This window comes from Streptomyces sp. AJS327 (genome assembly GCF_013450295.1).
In the GTDB taxonomy this organism is placed as follows: Bacteria; Actinomycetota; Actinomycetes; order Streptomycetales; family Streptomycetaceae; genus Streptomyces.
Genome location: NZ_SKBR01000001.1, coordinates 2510819 through 2536017 on the forward strand (window position 1 = coordinate 2510819; position 25199 = coordinate 2536017).

A 25199-nucleotide genomic window follows, 5' to 3' on the forward strand; every position below is an offset into this window, starting at 1 on the left:
GATCAGGCGTCGAGGACGACGTCCGTGGTGGGGACCGCCTGACAGGTGAGACAGGCGTCCTGCGCGTCGGGCGGATCGGTGAGGTGGGTGACGGAACCGGACAGCACCCGCACCGCGCAGCTCTCGCACTGGCCGACGCGGCAACCGCTGGGCAGCCGCAGCCCGTTGCGCTGCGCGAGGTCCAGCAGTGGACCGTCCTGGGGACGCCAGGTGAGCGTGGTGCCCGAGGTGCGGAAGGTGACGGTGTGCCGCGCGTCGCCCTCGGGAAGCGCCAGCGGTGGCGGCGCGAAACGCTCCGAGAAGATCTCGAAGCGCGGTACCCCGCGGGCCACCAGCCCCTCCGTCACCTCCCGGATCATGGCGTCCGGGCCGCAGAGGTAGAAGCGGGCCCGCTCGTCCACGTCCCGCTGCGACACGGCCCCGGCGGACACCCGCCCCTCGCGCACATCGCCGCCGGTGTCCAGGTCCCCCGGCTCCGGACGGCTCAGATGCCGGACGAGACGCAGCCGCGGTACCTCCTCCGCGAGGCGCGCCAGCCGGTCACGGAAACAGGCGTCGCCGCCGTTCCGGTCGCCCTGGTGGACGGTGACGCGGCGCCCCCGGGGGCTCCGCCGCGCGATCTCCGCGAGCTGCCCGACGAACGGGGTGATCCCCACCCCGGCCGCCAGGACCACCAGCGGGAACGGGGGGTCCACGGGCAGGGTGAACCCGCCCGTCGGCGGACCGAGGAAGACGGTGTCCCCCTCGCGCAGGCCGGTGTGGACGTGCGTGGACGCGGCACCACCCGGCAGCAGCCGCACGGCCACCCGATGGTCCTCGCCCGGCGCGCTGGTCAGCGAGTACGGCCGGACCACCCGCCCGGCCTCCGGCGTCCCGGTGAGCGTCACCTCGACGTACTGCCCGGGCCGGTGGCTGAGCACCGGGCCGCCGTCGGCCGGACGCAGGCGCAGCTCGGTCACCTCCCGCCCCCGCGGGGTCATCTCCCGCACGGTGAACGCCCGTGGACGGCCCGGATCCCGGCCGGGCGCCGCGCCGTCCGCCCGCACGTCGCAGGGGACCCCGCGCAGTTGGAGGGAACCGCTCACCGGGTCGGCGGGCCTGCCCGAGACGGCCGCGTTGAAGTTGGCCCCGCCCCGCACCGGATCCGCCCCGGGCAGTCCCAGCTCGGGCGACTCCTCCCACCAGCCGTACTCCGCCACCACCACCCGGGGGTCGAGGTCCGGGGCCAGCACCGCCCGCATCCGGAACGCGCCCCGCCCAGTCGTCACCCGCACCAGGTCCCCGTCCCCGAAGCCGCGCCGCCGCGCCAGCTCCGGGGCCACGTCGACGGTGGGCTCCGGGTGGCGGCGCCGCAGCGAGGCCAGGGAGCGGTGCTGGCTGTGGCAGTAGTAGCCGTTCTTCGCGCTGGTCAGCGTGTACGGCAGCGGATCCCGGGCCCGCGCCCCGGACCCGGGCGCGGCCTCCGCCCCCGCCTCGGGTTCCCCGGCCTCGGGCACCCCCGGCTGTCCCGCCCCGGCCAGCCGCGCCGAGTACAGCTCCACCCGGCGGCTCGGGGTGGCGAACCCGGTCACGCGGCCCCCGGCGTCCCGCTCCGCGTACTTCCGGTAGCGCGTCCGCAGCGGGAACCGGACGCCGCCGGGCGCCGCGCGCAGCTCCCCGGTGGTCAGGCCGCTCGGGCGCAGCACGTGGTTCCAGGCCGCCTCGATGTCCCCGTCGAAGAACTCGGCGCCCAGGCCGAGTCGTTGGGCCAGCTCGAAGACGATCTCCGTGTCCGAGCGGGAGGCGCCGACCGGCTCGACCATGCGCTGGCGCAGCTGCACCAGCTCCTGGGCGCTCTCGCTGATCTCGAAGCCGATCTTCAGGGCCTCCCGCTCCCAGGGGCTGTTCACCGGGAGCACGATGTCCGCCTGCTCGGCGGTGGGGTTCATGAACAGATCGCAGTGCACGTGGAAGTCCAGCGCGCGCAGGGCCTCCCGGCCGCGCTCCGGCTCCGGCTGCGAGACCAGCAGGTTGGCGCCGAACCCCAGGAGCGCCCGCACCCGGTACGGGACGTGGTCCAGCATGGCGTCGTACAGGTCGCCGCTGGTGACCCAGCCGGTGGCCGGGGGCCCCAGCGGGCGTTCCCGCAGCCCGAGTGTCTTGGCCCGCTGTTCCGGCGCCATCTGGTCGGTCGCGGTGACCGCGTTGACCGGCACCCGGGGCAGGACGACGTTGCCGCCCGGCGCGTCGTAGCAGCCCTTGAGGGCGTAGAGCGTGGCGATGGCCCGCTCGGTCTGGGTGGCGTTGCCGTGCTGGCCCACCCCCGTCCAGGAGTGGTACGCCACGCTCCGGGCCGCGGCGAACTCCTCGGCGAAGGCGCGGATCTCCGCCTCCGGGATCCAGGTGTGCCGGGCGGTCCGCGCCGGGGTCCACGGTTCGCAGGCCGCCGCGTACCGGTCGAGGGCCGGGCGGACCACCACCGGGTCCGAGCCGGGCGGAGTGACGGTGTACTCCCCGCGCAGCGCGAAGTCCTCCGGCCGCTCGGCCGGGCCGCGGGTGTCGTAGGGACGGGGGCCGCCCGCCGCGAGATCCCAGACGACGAAGGCGTCTCCCGCCTCCGGGTCGAGGGCGGTGGCGCGGAGCGGCTGCCCGGTGTCGTCACGGATCAGCAGCGGGCCGTTGGTCCACGAGCGGACGAAGTCCGCGTCGTACCGTTCGCCGCGCAGCAGGTACCGGGCGACGCCCAGCGCGAGGGCGGCGTCCGCGCCCGGCCGGATCCGCAGCCAGTGGTCCGCGTCCCGGGCGCTGGTGGAGCGCCGGGGGTCGACCACCGCGAGCCGGGCACCCCGGTCGCGCCCCTCCCGCACCGCGACCGCCTGGGCCAGCCAGGTCTTGGCGGGGTTGTGGCCCCACAGCACCGCCAGATCGGTCGAGGCGTAGTCCGCCGTGGGCAGTCCGCTACCGAAGGTGAAGGTGTGCGCGACGTCCTTGTGCCAGTTGCAGATCTCGGTGGCGTAGCAGGTGTTGGAGGCGCCGAGCAGCCGGATGAGGCGCTCTACCCAGTCGATCGAGTCCGACATGGGCGTCCCGCTCGGGGAGGTGACGGCGAAGGCGATCGACTCCGCCCCGCTCTCCGCGCGGATCGCGTCGAGCCGCCCCGCGACGGTGTCCAGCGCCTCCTCCCAGCTGATCTCCTCCCAGCCGGGGTCCGCCGCGCCCTTGGGCCGGGTGCGGCGCAGGGGGCTCGTCAGCCTGCGGGTGCTGTGCGCGATCTCCGGGGCCGCGCGGCCCTTGGGGCACAGGGCGGTGCCCGTGGGATGGGCCGGGTCCGGTTCCGCCCGCGTCATCCGGCCGCCCTCGACGGTGTAGACCGCGCCGCAGCGGGACCGGCACAGCGTGCAGTACCCACGCTTCTTCTCTGCTGCTGACACGAGCGGATCCTCACGTGCGGGGGCGGCGGTGCCCGGACCGGAACCGATGTGGACGGTAATCGATTACCGACAAGCGATGCGCTGTAGTATGCGAACCGCCGAATCCTGGTGTCAAGGTGCGCGGGGGAAGCGAGAGGGAGGCGTCGGTGGAACGACTGAAGCGCGTCAGCCTGCGGGAACAGGCGCTGGTGATCGTGCGGCAGGCCATCGTCTCGGGGGAGATCGGACCGAACGAGATCTACTCGGCCTCCGCCCTCGCCACCCGGCTGGGAGTGTCGAACAGCCCCGTCCGCGAGGCCATGCTCACCCTCGTCAACCAGGGCATCCTGGAGCCCGTCCGCAACCGTGGCTTCCGCATCGTGCCCATCAGCGAGCATGATCTCGACGAGATCGGGGAGATGCGCCGGATGCTGGAGATCCCCGGGGTCCTCGCCCTGATCGAGCGCGCCAGCGACCAGGACATCGAGTCCCTCCGCCCCATAGCCGCCGAGATCGAGACGGCCGCCAGCTCCGGCGACATCCCCGTCTTCCTGGAGGCGGACCGCCGCTTCCACCTCGGCCTGCTCGAACTCGGCGGGAACACCCGGCTGGTGGAGACGATCGCCCAACTCCGCGACCAGACCAGGCTGTACGGCGTCAGCGCCCTCGCCGAGCAGGGCACCCTGCAACAGACCGCGCCCGAGCACTTCGAGGTGCTGGACGCCCTGCTCGCCCGGGACGCCAGCAGGGTCGAGCGGGTCATGGCCCGGCACCTGGAACACGTCCGGGGCGAGTGGGCGGCCGAACCCCCCGACGCCACCCCCGCGCGACAGGAGCCCGCCGGCCCCGCCTGAGTCGCGGCCGCCACCACCCACTGGCCCACCCCGGGGCCCGCCCCGCCGCCGCCCGAACCTCGGCTCCGCGCGCGGGCGTTCACCTCCCGGTGGCGCCACCGGGATCGCGGCGCGTGGGGCCGGAGTCGTGGGTCCGCCCGGCGGACGCTGACGGGCCGCTCCGTACGTTTCACGTACGTTCCCGCACCGCGTGAGCTGTTAGGGTCCAGGGCCATGTGCGACAAGGAGCATGACGTGTTCGCCGGGGTGGAGGCCCTGCTGGCGCAGGCCGCGGGGGCCGAACTCCCACCCCCCGCCGAACGGGCCCGGCTGCGCAGGGCGGCCGGACTGACCCAGGCTCAGATCGCCAGGGAACTGGGGCTGAAGCGGCGCGAGACCGTCGCCGAGTGGGAGAACGGCGAACGCGAACCCCGCCCGCCGCGCCGCACGGCCTACCTCCAACTGCTCCAGGCGCTGGCCGAACGCTTCCCCCCGCCCGCCGCTCCCATGGTCCCCGGGGACGCGGCCGGTGCCGGGGCGAACGGCGAGCACTCCCCAGCCGGTGTGGCCAGCCCGGCCAACTCCGTCAGCGCGGCCGCCCCGGCGGCGCCCCAACAGCCACCCGTGGACCGTGCGTCAGCCGCCGCCCCCCACTCGGCGAACCCGCCCGGCCCGGCCCGGCCGCCAGCCAACCCGCCCTCCACCCGGGCCCGTTCGGCGTCCCGTGGACACCACGGCGCGCGTCGGCAACTGCCGTCCCAGCAGAAGACCCCGGAGGCGGTGGAGTTCATCACCGGCCGTGTGCGGGCAGCGCTCGCCGAGCACGGCGGCGACACCGAGGCGGCGACCGCGGCCCTGGTCCGCAAGGCCATCCCCGACGTCATGGAGTTGCTGGAGATCTGCCGCGCGGGCGGGCGGTACGACTTCAGCTGCCATCCCGCCCTGCCCGACCTGCTCCACCGGCGCCCCGGCCGCGACGCGGACGACGTCTGGGAAGCCCGCCCGAAGTGGTCGGTCGACGCGGCCGTTCTCCCGCCCGGGGAGTACGCGGTGACCGCCCTCGACATGAACGGCGCCTATCTCTCGGCTCTCAAGACACACCTGCCCATCGGCGCCCTCGAACACCACCTCGGCCCGGACGAGGGCGGCCCCGCCTGGGACAGGCGCCGCTCCGGCATCCACCGTGTCACCCCGCCCACCTGGCCGCACCCGCACATGCCCAGCCCGCTGGGCAACCGGGAGGAGCCCGGACCCCTCTGGATCACCGAACCCACCCTCCGCCTCCTCCTGCGGGCGGCGGACAAGGGCTGGTGCGCCCCGCCGCTGATCCACGAGTCCTTCACCTCGGGTGCCAGCGAGGGTCTGCTGGAGAAGATGCGGGACGGCATGGTCCACGCGCGCCGTGCCGCGCTGGAGGCGGGCGACGAGGTGACGGTCGAGTACCTCAAGGCGATGTACAGCAAGTTCGTCTCCACGGCCGGGGAGTCGAACTACAACCGGGAGATCTACCGCCCCGACTGGGTGCACGCCATCCGCTCCCAGGCGTTCGCCAACCTGTGGCACAAGGCCGAGCGGGCCCACCGCGCCGGGCTGCGCGTCCTGCGCGTCATGGGCACCGACGAACTCCACCTCACCGGGGACTGGCGGTCCGTCTTCACCGAGGGACGGGACGTCCACCAGGTCAAGGTCAAGGACGCCTACACCGTCGGCGTCGCGGCAGGGGAGGGGTAAGTGCCGGACCGCACACGCCAGTTCGGGCTCTACGGCGCGCGGGGCGAGAAGGGTTCCCAGGCCGCCGCCCGGGTGCTGGACCGTCTCGCCCTGGAGGGCGGCATCATCACCCCGGTCACCCAGCGGCGGGGCCTCCGCGCTCGGCTGCGCTATCTCGACTCCGCCCCCGGGCGGCAGGCCATGCGCGAGGCGGGCATCACCGTCACCCCCCGCACCCTCGCCCGATGGACGCGCGGCGAGCAGCGCCCCAACCCGGCCAACCTCCAGCGTCTGGACGCCGCGTACCGCGCCCACCGGCGCCGCAACGTCGCCCGCCACCTCCTCACCCGCCTCAACGCGCGTGGCGGTACCCGCGTGGAGATCCACCCCCTCGACCAGACCACCGTCCCCGACCCGCGCCGCCGCTCCCTGCCCTTCCGCCGTCTGCGGATCCGTCGCTGGGACGACATCGTCAGCGCCTGGCAGGCCGAGGACGAGGAGGCGCTGGCCGACGCCTGGGACACCGAACTCCAGGACCTGGGAAGCGACTGGGGCAAGTACGAGTGGGTCACCTCCGTCGGCTTCGCCGCCTGACCCGGTCCCCACCCGGGTCCGGGTGGGGAGGGGACGGGGCCGGTCAGCTGGCTCCGGTGGCCTCCGCGGACCGCGACTCGACGAAGTCCAGGAGGAGTTGGGCGGTTCGTGCGGGCTCCTCCAGGATGGGCGTGTGCCCGGCGCCGGGCAGCATCGTGACGCGCGCGCCCGGAACGGCGCGGTAGTCGGCCGCGGAGGAGGGGCGCCACCGCCGGTCCTGGTCGCCGAAGATCACCTGTAGCGGCCTGCCGACGGATCGCAGCCGGTCCGGGAGCGCCCGCTGGTTCAGGTAGGCGACCGCCGCCCCCGCGGCCGCGGTCACCGCGTGGTACGTCATCCCGCGCAGTTCGTCGACGAGTTCCTGCGGTACCTGGTAACCCTGGCGGAATCCGACGCTGGCGAACTCGCGGATCCGCTCGTCACCCGGTGGCCACCGGGCGGGGTCGAGTTCGAGGGTCCCCGTCGCGATGAAGGCGTCCATGGACGGGCCGGAGTTGACGAGCGCGAGCGCGCTCACCAGGTCGGGCCGTTCCTCCGCGAGCGCGGTGACGGTGTAGCCGCCGCTGGAGTGGCCGACGGCCACGACACGGGGGACGTCGAGCCGGTCCAGGGCGGCCGCGAGGGTGCGCGCCTGCTCGGTGATGTCGTAGTCGCCGTCGGCGGGTTCGGCCGAGTGGCCGTGCCCGGGCAGGTCGACCCGGATGACGCGGTGGGCGTCGGTCAGCAGCGGAACCAGCGCGTCCCACGAGCGACCTGAGGTGGCCGACCCGTGGATGAGCAGCAGTGCCGGGGCGTCGCGCGGGCCGTCCTGGCGGACGTGGAGGTCGCCGCGCTCCAGGGGGAGGCGGACCGCCTCCCCGGTGACGCGGGTGTCGTCGTTCGGCCGTGGATCGCTGTCGCGTGGAGTCATGGACCCATCCTCCTTGGCGTGCGACCCGGCGGCTTGAACGAATGTTCTCCGTTGTTCTTCGGTGGCGGTGTTCTCCGCGTACCGGCGGGGCGCCGCTACGCGAGGTGCGGTGCCGGGCCCGATCGGGAGGCGGCAGGCTCAGCTGAGCCCGCGCTGTTCCGGAGAGGTGGTGTCTCCGGGGACGTGGTGTTCGCTCCCGCCGGGCTCCGCCGTCACATTTCGCGGTGCGAGGTGGGCGGGCAATCGTGTTCCCGCCCTGACAGGTGATCGATACACCTTCCCGTCGGGGGTAACGGCGTTGCCGCAACGCGCAGTGACGAAGGGGCCTCTCGTGGCACGAGGGGTGACGTCCGGGGACGTGGCGAGATGAAAGGAAAACCCGGGGTCTGGCGAAGCGGGTGATCGGCCCACCTCCTCCCGTATTTCGTGGCGGTTTACCGTCGAGCGGGAACTGTGGGCCGAAGCACCTGGAGGAGAAACGTGAACGGGACGCTCATCTCCTTGCGCAAGGACTGTGAATCTGTTAACCGAGCAGATGCGCGGTGTCAAGCCGTCACGGACGTGGCCGCTGAACTGAGTTCCGCGCTGTTCACTTCCTTACGCAGAACCGACCAGCGGTTGAAGGCCAGGCAATACCTCGACGGCTTACTCCATGCCTCGGGCCGCAAATCAATGCGCAACATAGCGGCCCGAGTTGGCACACCGGCCGCCGAGCAGAGCATGCACCATTTCATCAGCGATTCCACCTGGGACTGGACTCCCATACGCCGGAAGCTGGCGTGCGGTCTGGAGGAGTGCTGCCCCTCCACGGTCTGGGTGGTGAGGTCCTTATTCATACCGAAAACCGGCCGCCATTCGGTCGGTGTCGAGCAGCACGTCGGGCCGGGCGCCGGGCAGACGATGAGCGGGCAGTCGGCCTACGGGGTGTGGATGACCGGCGCGAGCGTCAGCGCCCCCGTCAACTGGCGCCTGTGCCTGCCCCCTTCCTGGGCGCGCGACCCCGTACGGCGCCGCCGGGCGGCGATCCCCGCGGACGTGGTGGAGGAGCGCGCGGAGGAGTGCGCCACCGCTGTCGCCCTCGACACCGCCCGGCGGTGGGGGCTCACCCCCCGGCCGATCCTGCTGGACACCGAACTGCACGACCTCGGGTCCGTCTTCCGCCGGGTCAGGTCGGCCAACGTCCCGCTCATCAGCCGGGTCGGCGACACGGCGCGCCTGGAGGTGGCCGACCCCGCGATGCCCGGGTTCGGCGGCGGGCGGCTCCCGGCCCAGCGGATCCTCGCCTCCGTCCGGGGGCTCCGCCGCACCGCCGTGTGGGCGGACCCGGCCGCGGGAGGTGTCTCAAGGACCTCGCTGGTGGCCGCCGTTCGGGTCCAGCCGCCCGGCACCGTCTCCTCCCCGCAGGTGGCGGGCGGGCCCGGCGCGCTGTTGCTGGTGGGGGAGTGGAGCGACCCCGGAAGGCCGCCGGTGCGGATGTGGCTCACGGACATGACGGAGGCCGCCCCGGAGGCCCTGCTGGCGCTGTCCAAGTTCGGCCGCCGGGCCGCGCGGGACCTCGTGGACAAGGGGAACCGGGTGGGGCTGTACGACTTCGAGGGACGGTCGTTTCCCGGATGGCACCGGCATATGACCCTGGCGTCCGTGGCCTACGCGTCCCTGCGGGGTGACTGCCTCGGCGCGCGGGGCGGGCCGTCGCCCGCCGGTCCCGTCTGAGCGGACCTCAGGTCACTGGCGGGCGGTCAGGGTGTGCTGGATGCGATGCACCCGTGCGGCCAGCTGGATCTCCAGGGCCCGGCCCGGCTCCTGCCAGTCGGCTCCGAGGAGTTCGGTGAGGCGCTCCAGACGGCGGGAGACGGTGTTGACGTGGACGTGCAGCAGTTCGGCGGCGTACTTCGGCCGTTGACCGGCGTCGAAGTAGGCGTACAGCGTCCGTGTCAGGTCGGTGCGGCGCTCCCGGTCGTACTCCAGGACCGGTCCGAGCGTGGTGGAGATGAACCCGCCGATGTCGTAGTCCCTGGACAACAGCACGCCCAGGAAGCCGAGGTCCTGCGCGGAGGCACTGCTGCCGGTACCGCCGAGCGCGGTCAGTGCCTCCAGGCAGTGCCGGGCCTCCTGGTGGAGATCGGCGACCGCCGCGGGGTCGGAGCCCGGTCCGGCGGCGCTCACCGTCACGGGACGGTCGAGCAGCGCGGACAGTTCCGCGTGGACGGACCGCGCGGCCTGGCTGGCGTCCGTGCCCGGCAGCAGGAAGACGAGGCAGTCGTCGCGCACGCTCTTCAGCCCGTTCAGCCGGTTGGCGTACGAGGTGGCCCAGACGCCCGCCCGGCTCAGCAGCCCGTCGTCAACGCGCGCCGTCACCAGGACGTGGGGGGCGGACAGATCGACGGCCAGCCGGTGCGACCGCTCCGTCAGCTGCCGTAACGACCAGGGTGGCGCGATGAGCAGGTCGTCGAAGAACTCGTCCCGGAGCTGGACCTCCGTGACGGCCAGGCTCCGTGGCATGAGCAGCAGCAGGGCGCAGAGCTGGGCCGTGAGCCGCAGGAGCCGGACGCAGCACTCGTCCACGGTCTCCGTGGAGTGCAGTATCAGCGTGCCGAGCCCCTCCCGGCCCGCGATGACCGGAGCGATCCAGAAGCCGTTGCCGAGGGTGAGCGCGGACCGCGCGGCGTGCGCCTCGAAGATCACTCGCGTCAGTTCCCGGTCACCCGTCACCGGCATCTCACCCGTGGACGCGATCACTTCACCGTCGGTGCCGCGCAACAGGAGCGGGCCGCCGAGCGCGTCGGCGGCCTCGGCGAGCACGGCCCGCACACCACTGCCGTGTAAGGCGAGTTCCATGAGCTTGCTCTGGGCGTCGTTGCTCCGGCGCAGCAGGGTGACGTGGTTCTCCGCCTCTCTCAACCCCGCCTTGAGACCGGCGATCCGCGTGCGGGCGTGACCGGAGAGCCGCGTCCTGCGGATGGAGACGGCCGCCAACGTCGCGAAGGAACTCGCCAGGGACACCTCGTCGTGCGTGAAGTACCGCACCGTCCGGGCCCCCAGGAACAGCGCCCCGATCATCTCGCTGCCGTCGCGCAGCGCCACGCTGATCAGGGCGCGCAAGCCCTCCGCGCGGACCATCCGGTCCAGGTTCTCCACGTGCCCGACGCGCTGGTCCGCGAGATAGTCGGGTGTCCAGAACGGGGCGCCCGCCGCGTTCGGCGGCGGTCCCGCCTCGGTGGCGGGTATTTCCAGTCCCATCGGCGTCCTGGTGACATGCCCGTCGACAACCCGGATGTGTAAGCGGCCTGTCGAGGAATCCCGGAAGCCGAGGTACGCGGTGTCGAGGTTGAGGAGCAGACGCGCCTGCCGGACGATGTCCTGGGTGAGTTCGTCGAGGTCCGGTGCCGCGGCTAAATCCCGGAGCGCGTCGACGAGTCGGACCATCCCCGCCTCACGCTGCTGCTGTCTGCTGTTCCGGGTGTGCAGGGCGAGAGCGAGTTCCCTGGCCCGCTCCAGCCGTTTCACGTCGCCGGACGACATTTCAGCGCCGCGCGCCGTCTCCACCAGATTGTCCACGGCGCTCGGTGGTGCCTCCGCGGCGAGCAGTTCCAGAATGTCGAGGACGTGATCACTCGCTGAGGCTCCGGTCATGCTTCCCCCTCGTCTCGCCATAGACGTGATCAGCTTGGGTTGCCACATGATCGCATGGCGTGTATCCCGCCGCTACGTATCGGTGAAGAATTGTGAGCAGGCAGTTCAGAGGCGTTTCAGAGGCGGATATGCGGGAATTCGGAACGGTTCTCACCGCCGTCCGCCCGCGCCGTTCGGGACGCGCCGCGGCGGGCGTCCGGCGGGGGACAGCCGGCGCCGGAGGAGATCGCCGCGTGCGGGGCCGTGCCTCCCCACGCCCCAACCCGCCCCCGGAACCGTCGGGTTGAGGAACGACATGACATACCGTCCCCGTCCGGGGCGACCGGAACGCCCGGCGCGGGTATAACGGCCGCGAGGCACCCGACGACCGTCTGAGAGGCGGGTACGGCGCGGCCCTCGCGCGTCCCGGCCGGAGAGGTCCCTTCCATGTCCGGACAGCAGCGACTCCCCGTCCGCTCCCCGAACCGGCCCGCCGGGCGGGCCTCGTGAGCGCCGTCGCCGTGGTGGGGGCCGGACCGGTGGGCCTGGCCGCCGCGCTCGCGGCCCACTCCCTCGGCCTGGACACGACGCTCCTGGAGGCGCGGCCGCGTACCTCTCCCCGAGCGGGCAGCCGCGCCATCTTCGTGCACCGTGCCACGCTCGCCCTCCTCGACGGGATCAGTCCCGGCCTCGGCGGGAGAATCGCCGGGCAGGGGCTGGTGTGGGACACCAAACGCACGCTGTGGGCCGGCCGTCAGGTCCACTCCCGGACCTACGACGTCCGGCCGGGACGGCCCGCCCCCTTCGTCAGCCTGCCGCAGACCGCCGTCGAGGACGAGCTGCGGCGGGCCTGCGACGCGGCGGGCATCACGTCGGTCTGGGGCGACGCCGTGAGCGAGCTGCGCGGTGACCCCGGTGGCGTGCGGCTCGTCACCGAGAGCGGCCGGGAGCACCCTGCCGGACACGTCATCGCGGCCGACGGAGCGCGCTCCCGGGTGCGGGACCGGTCCGGCATCCACCTGGAAGGCGCCGCCTCGGACAACGAGTTCGTGGTCGTCGACGTCGCCGACGGTCCCCGGCCCGCCCGGCCCGAGCGCGTCTTCCACTACCGTCACCCGGGCGCGGACGGCCGCAACGTGCTGCTCGTCCCCTTCCGTGGAGGCTGGCGCGTCGACGTCCAGTGCCGCCCCGGAGACGACGCGGCCGACCTGCGCGCGAGCGCGTCCCGGTGGCTGCCCGCCGTGTTCCCCCACGACCCGGACGCACGGATCAGCTGGTCCTCCGTCTACCGCTTCCAGCGGCGTCTCGCCAGCAGCTTCACCGACACCCACCGGCGCGTCCTCCTCGCCGGAGAGGCGGCCCACCTGCTACCGCCCTTCGGCGCGCGCGGGATGAACTCCGGTATCCAGGACGCCGTGGCGGCCGCCCACGCCGTCCGGGAGGACACCGTCGCGGAGTACGCCCGGACACGGCGGGCAGCCGCCGAGGTCAACGCGCGGGCCGCGGGCCAGGCCCTCGACCACCTGCTGGCGGCCCGGTGGGGGCGGCGCTGCCTCCAGTGGTCGGCGGCCGGCGCCTCCCTCCTCTGGCCGTACGCCGGAAAGTGGCTGGACACGGCGCCCTACGGTCCCCGCCTCCGCGCGGCCCGCTACTGAGGGGCGTTCGGCCGGTGGGCGCGCCCCACACCGGGCCGGAGGGCGGACGGCGGCCGCGCCCCACGCGCCCGCTCGTCACGGGCCGCCGACCCACCGTGTCCCGCCGCCGATCAGCTGGCCCCCTTGGCACGCGCGACGACGAAGAACGCGGGGACATTCACCGCACGGCCGCCGTCCGACACGGTTCCCTGATAGTCGATGGGGGCCGTCGAGACAATGTCGAATCCGGCGGCGGCGAGTTCCCGCTGAAGGGTTCCCTCCGGCCGGGACTGGGGAAGGGGAACGCGCTCGAAGACGAAACCGAACTTCTCCGCCGGCACCCCGTTGTTTTCCAGCTGACCACGGATGAAATCCCCGCTTTCCGGGGCGAGTTCGTAGAAGAAAGCGCCACCGGTGTCGCCCGCGAGATGCGCGAGCGAGGCCACCGCGAGCTTCAGTTCGTCAGGAGTGAAGGCGTGCAGCACGGTGCGCACGTACAGCCCCGCGTCCCCGATGCGATCGTGCAGCGCGGCGGCCTGCTCGGGGTGCAGCAGATCGAGTCGCTCGTACTGGACGCCGGGGCCGGAGTGCTGCTCACGGGCGCGTTCCAGCGCCTGCGGGGAGACGTCGACCCCCAGCACCCGGTCGAAGCGCTGGGCGATCGCCGCGGTCTGGGCGCCGTCGCCGCAACCCACGTCGACCACCGGCAGGGACGGGTCGAGGACGCTGCCGAACAAGTGCAGGTGGGCCTGGGCCACATAGGTGGGATCCACGTCCCACGGAGATGTTCCCGGGGTATCGCTGAGGTCGGTCCAGAAACGGTCCCACATTGCCTCGAATCGGCTCATGCACACATCCCTCTCGTCGGTGGTGCTGGTGTTCTTCGCCGTCACGGTGCGCGGCCACCGGAATTCCGCACGGTGCCGATGCGGATGACGGGATTACGGTTGGATCGTTCGCCAGCGCCGGTCGATGTGTAAAGCGGAACCGTGGGAATGTGTCATGTCGCCGCCTTTTCCCCCGGCGGTTCGGCCGCGTTTCCCACCGGACCCCCGCGCCGCGGAGTTCGGATCGCCCACCCGTCGACTCCGACCCCGAGACCGACCGGGCGCCGGACACCCCGCCCCGCGCGGGCCGGGCGGGGCGGTGGTGACGGCCGGACCTGACATATTCTCCGCGCCGGGCTTTACACCCTCGGCGGTGTCGGTGAAGCTCGCAGTGGTGCCAGGCCCACTGCCACCGCGCCAGCCAGTGGTACATGGCCGCGTCCCGTGCGAGCGGGAGGAGCGGTGACCACGCTCGCCCCGCGCGACCCGGGGTGACGGGCGGCGGGTGGTGATGGCCGGACCTGACATATTCTCCGCACCGGGCTTTACACGCCATCCGGCGTCGGTGAACCCTCAGGGCGGTGTCAGGTCCACTGTCACCGTGCCTGTCGGTGGTACACGGCCATGTCCCGCGGGAGCGGGGCGAGTCGTGACCGCCGCCTGAGCAAGAGGCACGGGCGCCAGCCTCCAGGCCATGGGGGAGCGGTTCCCGAGCTGTCTCCAGCGCGCCCCGGCACGCGGACGTCGTCCGCCCGGCGCGTGCTCCTCCCCGCGCCCGGCCTGGCCTCGACCCGTATCCGGCGGGCCCGCCACGCCCCCGGCCGTTCGTACGGCCGTGGCGCGGATGACGCAGACGCACGACCCAGAGTGAGTGCGGAACCACGCCCCCGGCCCCGTTCCCGCGGCACGTGCCGCCGGTGCGCCGGACGAACCATCCGCGGACCGCTCAGCCTTCCGAACCCGGTGCCGTTCCGTCCCGGGTTCCGCATTCCCGTGCCCGGTGACACCGAACGGACAGGACACCCATGACTGACGTGGCGAACCACACCGCGCCCGCCGACCCCCCGATGACGGAGCCAGAGCACCTGCGCGCCATCCTGCGCTGGCACTTCGACCCCGACACCGGTTCCCCGTTCTGGCTGCGGAAGGCCCCGGACCTGGGCTTCGATCCGCTCACCGCCGTCTCCGGCGTCGAGGACCTGCGCCGGTTCCCCGACATCAGCGACGAGCTGCGCACCGTCCCCGTCGAGGACCTGATCCCGCGGGGCGGCGCGGGCGGCAGCTTCGACGTCTTCGAGTCGGGCGGCACGGTCGGCGCTCCCAAGCGGGTGATCGACAGCTCCGCGCGCACCCGGAACGTGGACTGGGTGAGCGAGGTGCTCGCCGAGCACGGCTTCCCTGACCGGGGACACTGGCTGCACGTCGGCCCCACCGGGCCACACGTGGTGGGCCGTTCCATCCGGCGGCTGGCGCACCTGCGCGGCGCCATGTGCTTCACCCTGGACTTCGACCCCCGCTGGGTGAAGCGGCTGATCGGCGCCGGGCGGGTGGAACTGGCCAGCGAGTACCGGGACTACCTGCTCGACCAGATGGAACTCGTCGTCGGCACGCAGGACATCGCGGTGCTGTTCATCACCCCGCCCGTCCTGGAGGCCGTCTGCGCGCGCCCCGGCCTGTACGAGAAGCTCGCCCGCTCGCTGCGGGCCATCCTGTGGGCCGGTACCAGCATCAGCCCCGAGTCGCTGCGGCAGATCGAGGAGACCTTCTTCCCCGACGCCACGGTCGCGGCCATCTACGGCAACACCCTGATGGGCATCGCCCCGCAGCGGCCCCGCGCCGCGGACGACCCCCACCCGTGCGTCTTCCGGCCCTACCACCCGCAGTCGATCGTCGAGTTGGTCGACCCCGGCACCGGGAACGCCGTCGCGTACGGGGAGCGCGGCCAGGTCCGCATCCACCAGCTCAGCAGCGACCTCTTCCTGCCCAACATGCTGGAGCGTGACACCGCGATCCGGGTGCCCCCGGCGAAGGGCGACGACGTCGACGGACTCGCCGACGTCGCGCCGCCCCGTACCCCCGACGCTCCGGCCGCGATCGAGGGGGTCTACTGATGGCCGCCACTCCGCCCGCGATCAACCCCGTGCTCGGCGGCCAAGCCGTCGACAGCCGCGACCGGACCGAACTGACCGCGGTGGACGGCACGGTGCTCGCCTCCGTCGGCCTCGCCCCGAAGCTCCTCGTCCAGGCGGCCGTACGCCGACTGCGGGCAGCGGCGGACGGATCCCGCCCCGCGCCCGAGCTGTTCGCCACGGCGGGCGAGCTGTTCGCCTCGGCCGAACTCGACGGCGAGTCCCCCGATGAGTACCGCCGGCGGGTCACCCTCGCCACCGGCACACCGGGACCGGCCATCACCCGCGCCATCCGCGGCATCCGCGACCAGCTCAACGTGATCGAACGCGTCAACCGGGCCGAGTACCCCGCGCCCTTCGAGGCCCCCGGCCACCGCACCCTGTGGGTGCCGCGCGGTCCTCTCCTCGCCGCGATCGTGCCCAACAACCACCCCGAACCCAACGTCACCTGGGTCCGCGCCCTCGCGATGGGCCTCGCCGTCCTGGTCCGCCCCGGCACCAAGGACCCGTTCACACCGAGCCGGCTGACCGCGGCGCTGCTGGCCGCCGGTCTGGCCCCGGACAAGCTGGCCTTCCTGCCCGCCGACCATCAGGCCGGTGACCACCTGCTCGACCAGGCCGACCTGGGCCTGGTATACGGAGGTCCCGCCGCCGCGGAACGGTACGCCCGGCGCGGGGACGTCCTCGTGCGTGGCCCCGGCCGCAGCAAGGCGCTGGTGGGAGCCGGAGCCGAGGACGACAAGGAGCTGCTCGACGACCTCGTCCGCTGGGCCTCCGACGACGGCGGGGTGCGGTGCAACAACATCTCGCTGGTCCTCACCAGCGGACCGGTCCGGCCGCTCGCCGACGCGCTCGCCGAGCGGCTGGCCGACCTCCCAGTCCTCCCCGTCCTGGACGAACGCGCCACGCTGCCCGCCGTCAGCGTGGAGACCGGTGAGGCCATGGCGGGTCACCTCGCCGGTCTCACGGCCGACGCCGTCGACCACAGCGGCCACCGCTACGGCGGCGCGCCGCTCGCCGACCCGGGCGACGGCACCCGGGTCATGCGTCCCCTGGTGGTCTCCACCGACCGGGCGGACGCCCCGGTCGCCGGGACGGAGCTGGGCTTCCCCTTCGTCGTCGTGGCCCCCTGGCAACCGGCCGACGGTGTCCGTCCGTTGCGGGACTCCCTCGTCGTCAGCCTGCCCGGCGAGCACGCCGGTCTCGCGGACGAGGCGCTGCGGGAGCCGTCGGTGCGCAAGGTCGTCACGGGCCGCACCACCCCCTGGGCCGGGGTTCCCGAGACGCCGCACGACGGCAGCCTCGCCCAGTTCCTGCTCGAACCCAAGGGCCTGGTCACCTCCGAGAACCCGGACTGACCGGTCCACCGCGTCACCGACCCCGAGCCCCTCCATGCCCCACCGACGGGAGTGATGAGCTTGCGCATCGCCCACCCCACGCCGGCCCCTCCAGCACCGGCCCCTCCAGCACCGGCCCCTCCAGCACCCGCCGCGCCTCCGCCGCCGGTCACCGAGTGGCGCAACCTCCCGGCGGAGCAACAGCCCCCGTGGCCGGACCTCGACGCGGTCGTGCAGGTCCAGGACCAGCTGGCCCTGGCCTCCGCGCTGACCTCGCCGGCCGACGTACGCCGCCTCGGCTCCGCCCTCGTCCACGTCGGCGCGGCCCGCGCGTTCCTGCTCCAGGCCGGTGACTGCGCCGAACCGGTGGGCGCCGCCGGACTCACCGCCGTACGCGGGAAGCACCGCGTCATCGGGGAGATGGCCGAGCTGATCAGCAGCCACTGCGACCTGCCCACCGTCACCGTCGGCCGCATCGCGGGCCAGCACGCCAAGCCCCGCTCGCAGTCCGAGGAGACCGTCGACGGACAGGTCCTGCCGGTCTACCGCGGCGACATGGTCAACGCGCACACACCCGAGGCGGCCGCCCGGGTCCCCGACCCCTGGCGCATGCTGACGGCCTACACCACCGCCCGAGCGGTGCTCAACGAACTCCATCTGCTCGCCCACGAACGGGCGTCCGCGCTGCACCGCTGGCACACCGCCGACGTACGGGACCTGCCCCTGCGCGCCTGGGACGGAAGCCTGCGCTCCGTGCTGCCCGACTACGGCCAGACCAGCAGGCACGACGGCGGGTGGCGGCACACCGGCCTGTGGACGAGCCACGAGGCGCTGGTCCTCGACTACGAGCAGGGACTGGTGCGCCGGGACGCGCACACCGGGGAGCACTACCTGCTCTCCACCCACCTGCCGTGGATCGGGGAGCGGACCCGCCGGGCCGACGGCGCGCACGTCGCGTTCCTCACGGCGGTCGCCAACCCGGTCGCCTGCAAGGTCGGCCCCCGCACCAGCCCGGAGGCGCTCACCCAGCTCTGCGCCCGGCTCGATCCGCACCGCCGACCGGGACGGCTGACCCTCATCGGGCGCTTCGGCGCCGGCCAGGTGCGCGAGTCACTTCCGGTCCTGAGCGAGGCGGTCCGCGCCGCGGGCCACGAGGTGGTGTGGGCCTGCGACCCCATGCACGGCAACACCGTCACGACGGCGGACGGGTTCAAGACCCGGCACATGAGCGCCGTGCTCGACGAGATCACCGGATTCTTCGAGGTGATGTACGGGTCGGGCCAGTGGCCCGGCGGCGTCCACCTGGAGATCGCGGGCGACCACGTCACCGAGTGCCTCGACGCCGACGGCCCGCGGAACGAGGCCGGTCTCGGCCGTGCCTACCGCACGCTCTGCGACCCACGCCTCAACGACCGCCAGGCGCTCCTGGCCGCCCAGACGGTCTCCGAACTGATCGTCAAGGGCTGACCCGCCCCGCAGCTCGCGCAACACCGCGTCCCGGGAAGGCAGTGCGATGAGAACCCTGTTGATCGACAACTACGACTCGTACACGTACAACCTGTACCAGCTGATAGCGGAGGTCAACGGAGCCGAACCGGTCGTCGTCACCAACGACGCGCCGGACGCCGCCGACATCGACCTCACGGCCTTCGACAACGTCGTCATCTCGCCCGGACCGGGACACCCCGCCCGCCCCCGCGACTTCGGCGTCTCCGCGCGGATACTGGAGGCCGCGCGGATCCCCGTGCTCGGGGTCTGCCTCGGGCACCAGGGCATCGGCCTGGGGGAGGGCGCCGACGTGGTGCCCGCCCCCGAGCCGCGGCACGGCTACCTCAGCCGGATCACCCACGACGAACGGGACGTCTTCGCCGGGCTCCCGCAGGACTTCACCGCGGTCCGCTACCACTCGCTGAGCGTGGCCACGCCCCTCCCGGACACCCTGGAGGCGACCGCCTGGTCGGAAGACGGCGTGATCATGGGGCTGCGGCACCGTGTCCGCCCCCTCTGGGGCGTGCAGTTCCACCCCGAGTCCGTCTCCACCGAACACGGGCGCCGGATGCTGGACAACTTCCGCACGCTCACCCTCGACCACCAGCGGCGCCACCCCTCCGCCCGTGCCGCGGCGCGCACCCCCGTGGCGCGACCCGGCCCCACCGCCCCCGCGCGCCGGAGCCTGCCGCCCGACGGACCCGCCGCGGGCTTCAAGGTGCACGTCCGCACCCTGGAGACCGCCGCCGACACCGAGGCCGCCTTCACCCGCCTGTACGGCGACTCCCCGGTACCCGCCTACTGGCTGGACAGCGCCCACGTCGAACCGGGCCGCTCCCGCTTCTCCTACCTGGGCGACGCCTCGGGCCCGCTCGCCGAGACCGTCCGCTACCGGTCCCACGAGAGCGGGGTGGAGGTGACGGGGAGCGACGGACGGGTGCGGCGCGTCCCGGGCACCGTGTTCGACTACCTCCAGGGGCAGTTGAGCCGCCGACGCCTGGACGTGCCCGGCCTGCCCTTCGACTTCACCTGCGGCTACGTCGGGTACTTCGGCTACGAGCTGAAGGGCGACCTCGGCTCGGCCAACACCCACACCTCACCGGCGCCGGACGCGGTCTGGATCTTCGCCGACCGGGTCATCGTCGTCGACCACCAGGAGGGCAGCACCTACCTGCTCGCCCTCAGCGACCTGCGCGCCGGAACCGAGGCCGCGGCCGTCCGCTGGCTCGACACGACGGCGGCGACGCTCCTGTCGCTCCGCCCGGCCGAGCCCGTCGAGATCGGTGAGGGCGTCGACGCCGAGTCCTGGCTCACCCTCGGCCGCGCCGCCTACCGCTCCCGCATCGAGGAGATCGACCGCAACCTGCGGGCGGGGGAGAGCTACGAGGTGTGCCTCACCACCGGCGCGTGGCTGCCCGCCGAGGACATCGACGGCTACACCTACTACCGCGCCCTGCGCCGGGCCAACCCCGCCCCGTACGCGTCCTACCTGCGACTGGGCGAAGTCGAGATCGCCAGCTCCTCGCCGGAGCGGTTCCTCAGCATCGACAGGTCCGGCGTCGCCGAGACCAAGCCGATCAAGGGGACGGTGCCGCGCGGCGCGACCCCGGCGGAGGACGAGGCGCTGCGCTCCTCACTGACGACCAGCGCGAAGACCCGCGCCGAGAACCTCATGATCGTGGACCTGCTCCGCAACGACCTGGGGCGGGTGTGCGAGGTGGGCAGCGTCCACGTGCCCCGGCTGATGGTCACCGAGAGCTACACCACCGTCCACCAGCTGGTGTCCACCGTCCGGGGCCGGGTCCGCGCCGGGTTCGACGCCATCGACGTGGTACGCGCCTGCTTCCCCGGCGGCTCGATGACCGGCGCTCCCAAACTCCGCACGATGGAGATCATCGACGCGCTGGAGACCGAGGCCCGCGGGGTCTACTCCGGCTCCATCGGCCTGCTGTCCACCAACGGGACCGCCGACCTGAACATCGTCATCCGCACCGCCGTCCGGGTCGGGGACCGGTGGCGGGTGGGAGCCGGCGGAGCGATCGTCCTCGACTCCGACGCCGACGAGGAGTTCGACGAGATGGTCCTCAAGGCCACCGCCCCGTTGCGCGCCTTCCGCCAGCGGAAGCCCACCCCGGCGTGACCGCCCGCCACCGGCCCGGCGGACCACCACCGACCGCGGCGCACCCCCGCGAACCCGGGGACCGACACCCACCGACGACGGGAGCCCACCGCCCATGAACGTCGCAGCAGCGCTGGAGGCCGCCACCGCGGAACGCGGCTGGACCGACCGTCCGGCCTTCCACGAGGCGGACCGGACGGTCACCCACGGGCGGGTGCACGACCTCTCCGCCCGCGCCGCCACGCTACTCGCCGAGCACGGGGTCACCGCGGGCCGCGGCGTCCTCATCGCGCTGCCCGACGGCATCGCGTGGGTCGTCGCGTTCCTCGCCACCGCCCGGCTCGGCGCTGTCGCCGTCCTCGCCAACCCCGGCCTGACCGCCGAACGGCACCAGTACCTCGCGAAGGACAGCGGCGCCCACCTCGTCCTCGCCGAGGACACGCTGGCCGGCCACTTCCCGGACGCGCCCCGGCTGACGGGGGAGCGGCTGCTGGCCTCCGCCGCCACCCGCGCCCCCGCCCCGGCGGCCCCGGCCTCAGCCGACCAGCCGCTGTACCTCCAGTACACCTCTGGAACGACCGGTCTACCGAAGGGAGTTGTCCACCGCCACGCCGACCTGGAGCTGTACCAGACGGGCGCGGGCGCCCAGGTCCTCGGCTTCGGCGCGGAGGACGTCGCGCTCTCCGTCTCGAAGCTGTTCTTCGCCTACGGGCTGGGGAACTCCCTGGCCTTCCCGCTCTGGTCCGGTGGCGCCGCGGTCCTGGAGCCGGAACCGCCCAAGCCCGCCCGGATCGCCGCCCTCGCCGCCCGGCACCGGGTCACCTACCTGTTCGCCGTCCCCTCCGCCTACGCCAACATCCTCGCGGAGACCGACGCCGCCGACTTCGCCAGCGTTCGCGCGGCCGTCTCCGCCGGGGAGCGCCTGACGGACGACCTCCGCGAGCGCGCCACCGCCTTCCTCGGTGCGCCCCTCTACGACCAGCTCGGCTCCACCGAGGCCGGGCACGCCATCGCCACCAACGGCGTGGCCTTCCACGCCCCCGGCACCGTGGGCCGCCCGGCCCCCGGCTTCGAGGCGGAGATCCGGGACCGTGCCGGGCGGCCCGTACCGGACGGTTCGGTGGGGGAGCTGTGGGTGCGCGGCCCCACGGTCACCCGCGGATACCACGGGCTGCCCGAGGAGTCCGCCCGCACCCTGGTGGACGGCTGGCTGTGCACCCGCGACCGCGCCGTGCGCCACCCCGACGGCAGCCTGACCCCGTGCGGACGCACCGACGACCTGGAGATGGTCGGCGGCATCACCTTCTCCCCGCTGGAGGTGGAGCGCGTGCTGGCACGTCACCCGGCGGTCCACGACATCGCGGTCGCCTGCCTCCGCGACGAGCGCGGCGCCTCCAAACTCCGTGCCTACGTGGTCCCCCGCCAGGACGGCACCGACCCGGTGGCGCTGGAGGCGGAACTCCTCGCTCTCGCCCGGACCCACCTGGAGCCCTACAAGGTGCCGCGCTCCGTACGGGTCACCCCGGTCCTGCCCCGAACCGCCACGGGAAAGCTCCAGCGCTTCCTCGTCCGCCACGGCAGCTGGTGACCCCGGCCCCCGTCCACCCGCCCAGAAAGTGGTCTCACCATGCTCTCTGCGTTCCCGACCGCCCGTCAGCTCCCCCTGCTCCGCCGGATCCTCAAGCCCGCCGCGTCGCCCGGGAGTTCCGGGCCAGCGCCGGAGAAGGCCTTCTACCTCGGACTGCTGTGGGAGCGGGCCGCCGCTACCCACCCCGCGGTGCCGGTCACCCTCGACCAGCCGCTCTCCACCTTCCCCGACCGGGGAACCGCCTTCACCTACGCCTCCCTCGCCGACGTGGTCGACGACCTCTCCGCCCGGCTGTGGGAGACCGGCGTCCGGCCCAGTGAACGCGTCGCCGTCCACAAGACCGACAACTTCGACATCTCGCTGCTGGCCAGCGCGGTCGCCCGGATCGGCGCCGTGCCCGTCATGATCTCCTCCGTCCTCCCCGGCGAGATCGTCAGCGAACTGCTGACCCGGCTGGACAAGCCCTGGCTGATCACCGACGCCGCCAAGCTGACCGGGCCGCTGGACGGCGTGCCCGTCCGCGACCTCACCCACGAGACGCTGCTCGCCGGGACCGAGCCACACGCCGAACTGCGGCTGCTCGCCGAGCTGAACGGGCTGCCCCGCCGCCCCGCGGTGCGGATGCACCCCTCACAACCCGCCCTGATCACCCACACCTCGGGCACCACGGGCGTCTCCAAGCTGATGGTCCACAACGCGACGGCGCTCCACCACCGGCTGCTGCCCCAGCAGGTCATCGCCTGGCCCATCCGGAAGAAGGAGACGGTGGCGCTGTGCATGTCCTTCGTGCACTCCCGCTTCTTCCACTCCCTGGGCGTCTTCCTGAACTACGGCAACCCGCTCGTCATCCTCAACGACCCGGCGCCGGAACGGATCGCGCCGATATTCGTCCGGCACCGCCCCGGCCTCGTCGAGACGCACCCGAACAACTTCATCCAGTGGGAGGACCTGGCCGACGCGCCGGGCGCCCCCCTCTCCAGCGTCCGCTACTACAGCAGCACCTTCGACGCCATCCACCCCCGCACCATCCAGCGGCTGCTCAGGGCGTCCGCCCGCCCGCGCCCGCTGCTCGTCCAGCTGTACGGGCAGAGCGAGACCGGGCCCATCTCCGGAGCCTGGTACACCAGGAAGAGCGCGGCGCGGAACGACGGCCGGGACGTCGGCTACGTCCTGCCCGGCTTCATCCGGCTGCGGGTGGTCGACGACAGCGGCCGGCCGGTGCGCCGGGGCGAGCCGGGCCACCTCGAACTCCGCGGCCGCGGGCGGGTGATGACCTATCTCGGCGAGCACGAGCGCTACCTCGACAACATCCACGACGGCTGGTGGCGCCTCGGTGACATGGGCTCCCTCGGCCGCTTCCGCAGGCTCCACCTCATCGACCGTGAGATCGACCAGATCGGCGACATCGACAGCAACCTGGAACTGGAGGACGTCCTCCTCTCCCGCCTGGAGGAACTCCTTGAGGTCATCATCGTGACCAGCCCCGAGGGGGAGCCGGTCCCGGTCGTCTGCACCCGGGGGGACGCCCCGCTCGACCCCGAGCGCTGGGCCCGCGCCACCTCCGGTCTGCCCCCGCTCGCCGCCCCCCTGCACTGGCCGTTCACCGAGGTGCCCCGTACCTCGACCTGGAAGGTACAGCGGGTGGAGATCGCCAGGATGCTGCGCGAGAATCCCGACACCCCCGAGGTCCGCGAGGTCCCGGAGAACAGCGTGCCCTCCACGGGCGCCTCCGACTGACGAGCTGTTCGGACGAGCCCGAGGAGAACCGTCATGCCGCCCCATGCCCATCGGCCCGAACGGGCCCCCGTCCTGGTCGCCGGCGCCGGGCCGGTCGGACTCACCGCCGCGCTCGCGCTGCGCAGCCACGGTCTGCCGGTCACCGTCCTGGAGGCCGAACCGGAGGACCGGACACGCCCCGGCAGCCGCGCGCTGTTCGTCCACCGTGAGTCGCTGCGCCTGCTCGGCCAGATCAGGCCGGGACTGGAGACCACGCTGACCCGCAACGGGGTGGTGTGGCCGACCCGGCGCACCGTCTACCGCACCCGGGAGGTCTTCGCCCGCAGCTACCCGCCCCACCAGACCAGCGCACTCCCGCCGTTCACCAGTCTGCGGCAGGTCGAGACGGAGCGGCACCTGCTGGAGGCCTGCCGGGAGGAGGGCGTCACCTTCCGCTGGGGAGCACCGGTCACCGGCGTCGCGGTCACGGACGACGGCGTACGGGTCCGCACCGGCGGTGACACCGGCACCGCGGGAACCGTCAACGAAGCGGTGTACGAGGCGAGTTACGTCATCGGCGCGGACGGGGCGCGGTCGGCGGTCCGCCGCTCCCAGGAGATCCCCCTGCACGGCGAGCGCTCCGAGTCCTTCCACGTGGTGGTGGACATCGAGGAGGACCCCGACGATCCGGCGCCGCTGGAGCGGGTGTTCACCTACGAGCATCCGGCCCTCGGCGGACGCAGCGTGATGCGCGTGCCGTTCGCGGGCGGCTTCCAGCTCGACCTCCAGTGCAAGGACGGCGATCGCCCCGAGGACTGGGCCGGGGAGGAGACGGCCGCGCGCTGGGTGGCGCGGGTGGTGGGGGAGAAGTACGCCACCCGGATGCTGTGGGTGTCGAAATACCACTTCCTGCACGTGGTCGCGGAGCGCTTCACCGACCCGCGGCACCGGGTGCTGCTCGTCGGGGAAGCCGCCCACCTCTTTCCGCCCTTCGGCGCCCGGGGGATGAACAGCGGGATCGCCGACTCGGTGGCCGCCGCCGACGCGGTGGCCAAGGCCCTCGCCGACCCGGCCGGAAGCGCGCACCCGGTCGGGACGTTCGCCACCGAACGGCGGGAGGCAGCCCGGTTCAACAGCGAGGCGGCGCGCACCGCCCTGTCGCACCTGCGCCCCCGGAGCCGGCTGACCCGGCTGCGGCAGGCCGTGGGGGCCTCACTGTCCCCGGTGATCCCGGCGTGCGGCGAGTGGCTGGAGCGGGCGCCGTACGGACCGCGCGCGGGGGCGCCGACCAACACCCGAGGACGGTACTGAGC

Annotated in this window: 16 protein-coding genes; 12 read left to right on the forward strand and 4 right to left on the reverse strand. The window is 73.3% G+C overall.

Going from position 1 to position 25199, the window contains the following annotated elements; genetic code table 11:
• Positions 1–2 precede the first annotated feature (2 nt).
• A complete protein-coding gene (locus E0L36_RS28260) occupies positions 3–3410 on the reverse strand; it encodes a molybdopterin-dependent oxidoreductase (RefSeq protein WP_308416687.1) in 3408 nt (1135 codons plus the stop codon).
• A 146-nt stretch (positions 3411–3556) separates the two neighbouring features.
• On the opposite strand from E0L36_RS28260, the gene E0L36_RS10035 reads away from it, so the two are divergent.
• From E0L36_RS10035 to E0L36_RS10045, 3 genes are all read left to right on the forward strand, one after another.
• Entirely contained in the window at positions 3557–4243 is a 687-nt protein-coding gene (locus tag E0L36_RS10035; protein ID WP_180928461.1) for a GntR family transcriptional regulator, read from the forward strand.
• A gap of 213 nt (positions 4244–4456) precedes the next feature.
• Entirely contained in the window at positions 4457–5953 is a 1497-nt protein-coding gene (locus E0L36_RS10040) for a helix-turn-helix transcriptional regulator (protein WP_180928462.1), read from the forward strand.
• Positions 5954–6526, forward strand: coding sequence for a transcriptional regulator (locus E0L36_RS10045; RefSeq protein ID WP_180928463.1), 573 nt, complete (start codon positions 5954–5956; stop codon positions 6524–6526).
• A gap of 43 nt (positions 6527–6569) precedes the next feature.
• Here E0L36_RS10045 and E0L36_RS10050 read toward each other — a convergent pair whose 3' ends face one another.
• Positions 6570–7436: an alpha/beta fold hydrolase gene (locus E0L36_RS10050; protein ID WP_180928464.1), complete on the reverse strand. Its 867-nt coding sequence runs from the start codon at positions 7434–7436 to the stop codon at positions 6570–6572.
• A gap of 561 nt (positions 7437–7997) precedes the next feature.
• Between E0L36_RS10050 and E0L36_RS10055 the strand changes: the two genes are divergently transcribed.
• Positions 7998–9149 carry a transposase gene (locus E0L36_RS10055; RefSeq protein ID WP_308416688.1) on the forward strand — a complete coding sequence of 384 codons (1152 nt, stop codon included), beginning with the start codon at positions 7998–8000 and terminating at the stop codon, positions 9147–9149.
• 12 nt (positions 9150–9161) lie between these two features.
• Here E0L36_RS10055 and E0L36_RS10060 read toward each other — a convergent pair whose 3' ends face one another.
• A complete protein-coding gene (locus tag E0L36_RS10060) occupies positions 9162–11069 on the reverse strand; it encodes a helix-turn-helix domain-containing protein (RefSeq protein WP_180928466.1) in 1908 nt (635 codons plus the stop codon).
• Positions 11070–11554: 485 nt separating this feature from the next.
• On the opposite strand from E0L36_RS10060, the gene E0L36_RS10065 reads away from it, so the two are divergent.
• Positions 11555–12703, forward strand: a complete 1149-nt coding sequence (locus E0L36_RS10065) for an FAD-dependent monooxygenase (RefSeq protein ID WP_180928467.1) — start codon at positions 11555–11557, stop codon at positions 12701–12703.
• A 110-nt stretch (positions 12704–12813) separates the two neighbouring features.
• Here E0L36_RS10065 and E0L36_RS10070 read toward each other — a convergent pair whose 3' ends face one another.
• Positions 12814–13530, reverse strand: a complete 717-nt coding sequence (locus tag E0L36_RS10070; protein WP_219636149.1) for a class I SAM-dependent methyltransferase — start codon at positions 13528–13530, stop codon at positions 12814–12816.
• A gap of 1004 nt (positions 13531–14534) precedes the next feature.
• Here E0L36_RS10070 and E0L36_RS10075 point away from each other — a divergent pair.
• The 7 genes from E0L36_RS10075 to E0L36_RS10105 all read left to right on the forward strand — a co-directional run bounded on the left by E0L36_RS10075 (position 14535) and on the right by E0L36_RS10105 (position 25197).
• Entirely contained in the window at positions 14535–15620 is a 1086-nt protein-coding gene (locus E0L36_RS10075; protein WP_180928469.1) for an AMP-binding protein, read from the forward strand.
• Entirely contained in the window at positions 15620–16996 is a 1377-nt protein-coding gene (locus E0L36_RS10080) for an aldehyde dehydrogenase family protein (protein WP_180928470.1), read from the forward strand. Before E0L36_RS10075 ends, E0L36_RS10080 begins: the two co-directional genes overlap by 1 nt.
• 54 nt (positions 16997–17050) lie before the next feature.
• Positions 17051–18442 carry a 3-deoxy-7-phosphoheptulonate synthase gene (locus E0L36_RS10085; protein ID WP_180928471.1) on the forward strand — a complete coding sequence of 464 codons (1392 nt, stop codon included), beginning with the start codon at positions 17051–17053 and terminating at the stop codon, positions 18440–18442.
• 46 nt (positions 18443–18488) lie between these two features.
• Positions 18489–20603 (forward strand): aminodeoxychorismate synthase component I, encoded by a 2115-nt coding sequence (pabB, locus tag E0L36_RS10090; RefSeq protein ID WP_180928472.1) that lies wholly within the window; start codon positions 18489–18491, stop codon positions 20601–20603.
• A gap of 94 nt (positions 20604–20697) precedes the next feature.
• The gene (locus tag E0L36_RS10095) at positions 20698–22170 is read left to right on the forward strand and encodes an AMP-binding protein (RefSeq protein WP_180928473.1); all 1473 of its coding nucleotides are present in this window, start codon (positions 20698–20700) and stop codon (positions 22168–22170) included.
• 39 nt (positions 22171–22209) lie between these two features.
• A complete protein-coding gene (locus E0L36_RS10100) occupies positions 22210–23907 on the forward strand; it encodes a class I adenylate-forming enzyme family protein (protein WP_180928474.1) in 1698 nt (565 codons plus the stop codon).
• A gap of 33 nt (positions 23908–23940) precedes the next feature.
• Positions 23941–25197: an FAD-dependent monooxygenase gene (locus tag E0L36_RS10105; RefSeq protein WP_180928475.1), complete on the forward strand. Its 1257-nt coding sequence runs from the start codon at positions 23941–23943 to the stop codon at positions 25195–25197.
• Positions 25198–25199: the final 2 nt, after the last annotated feature.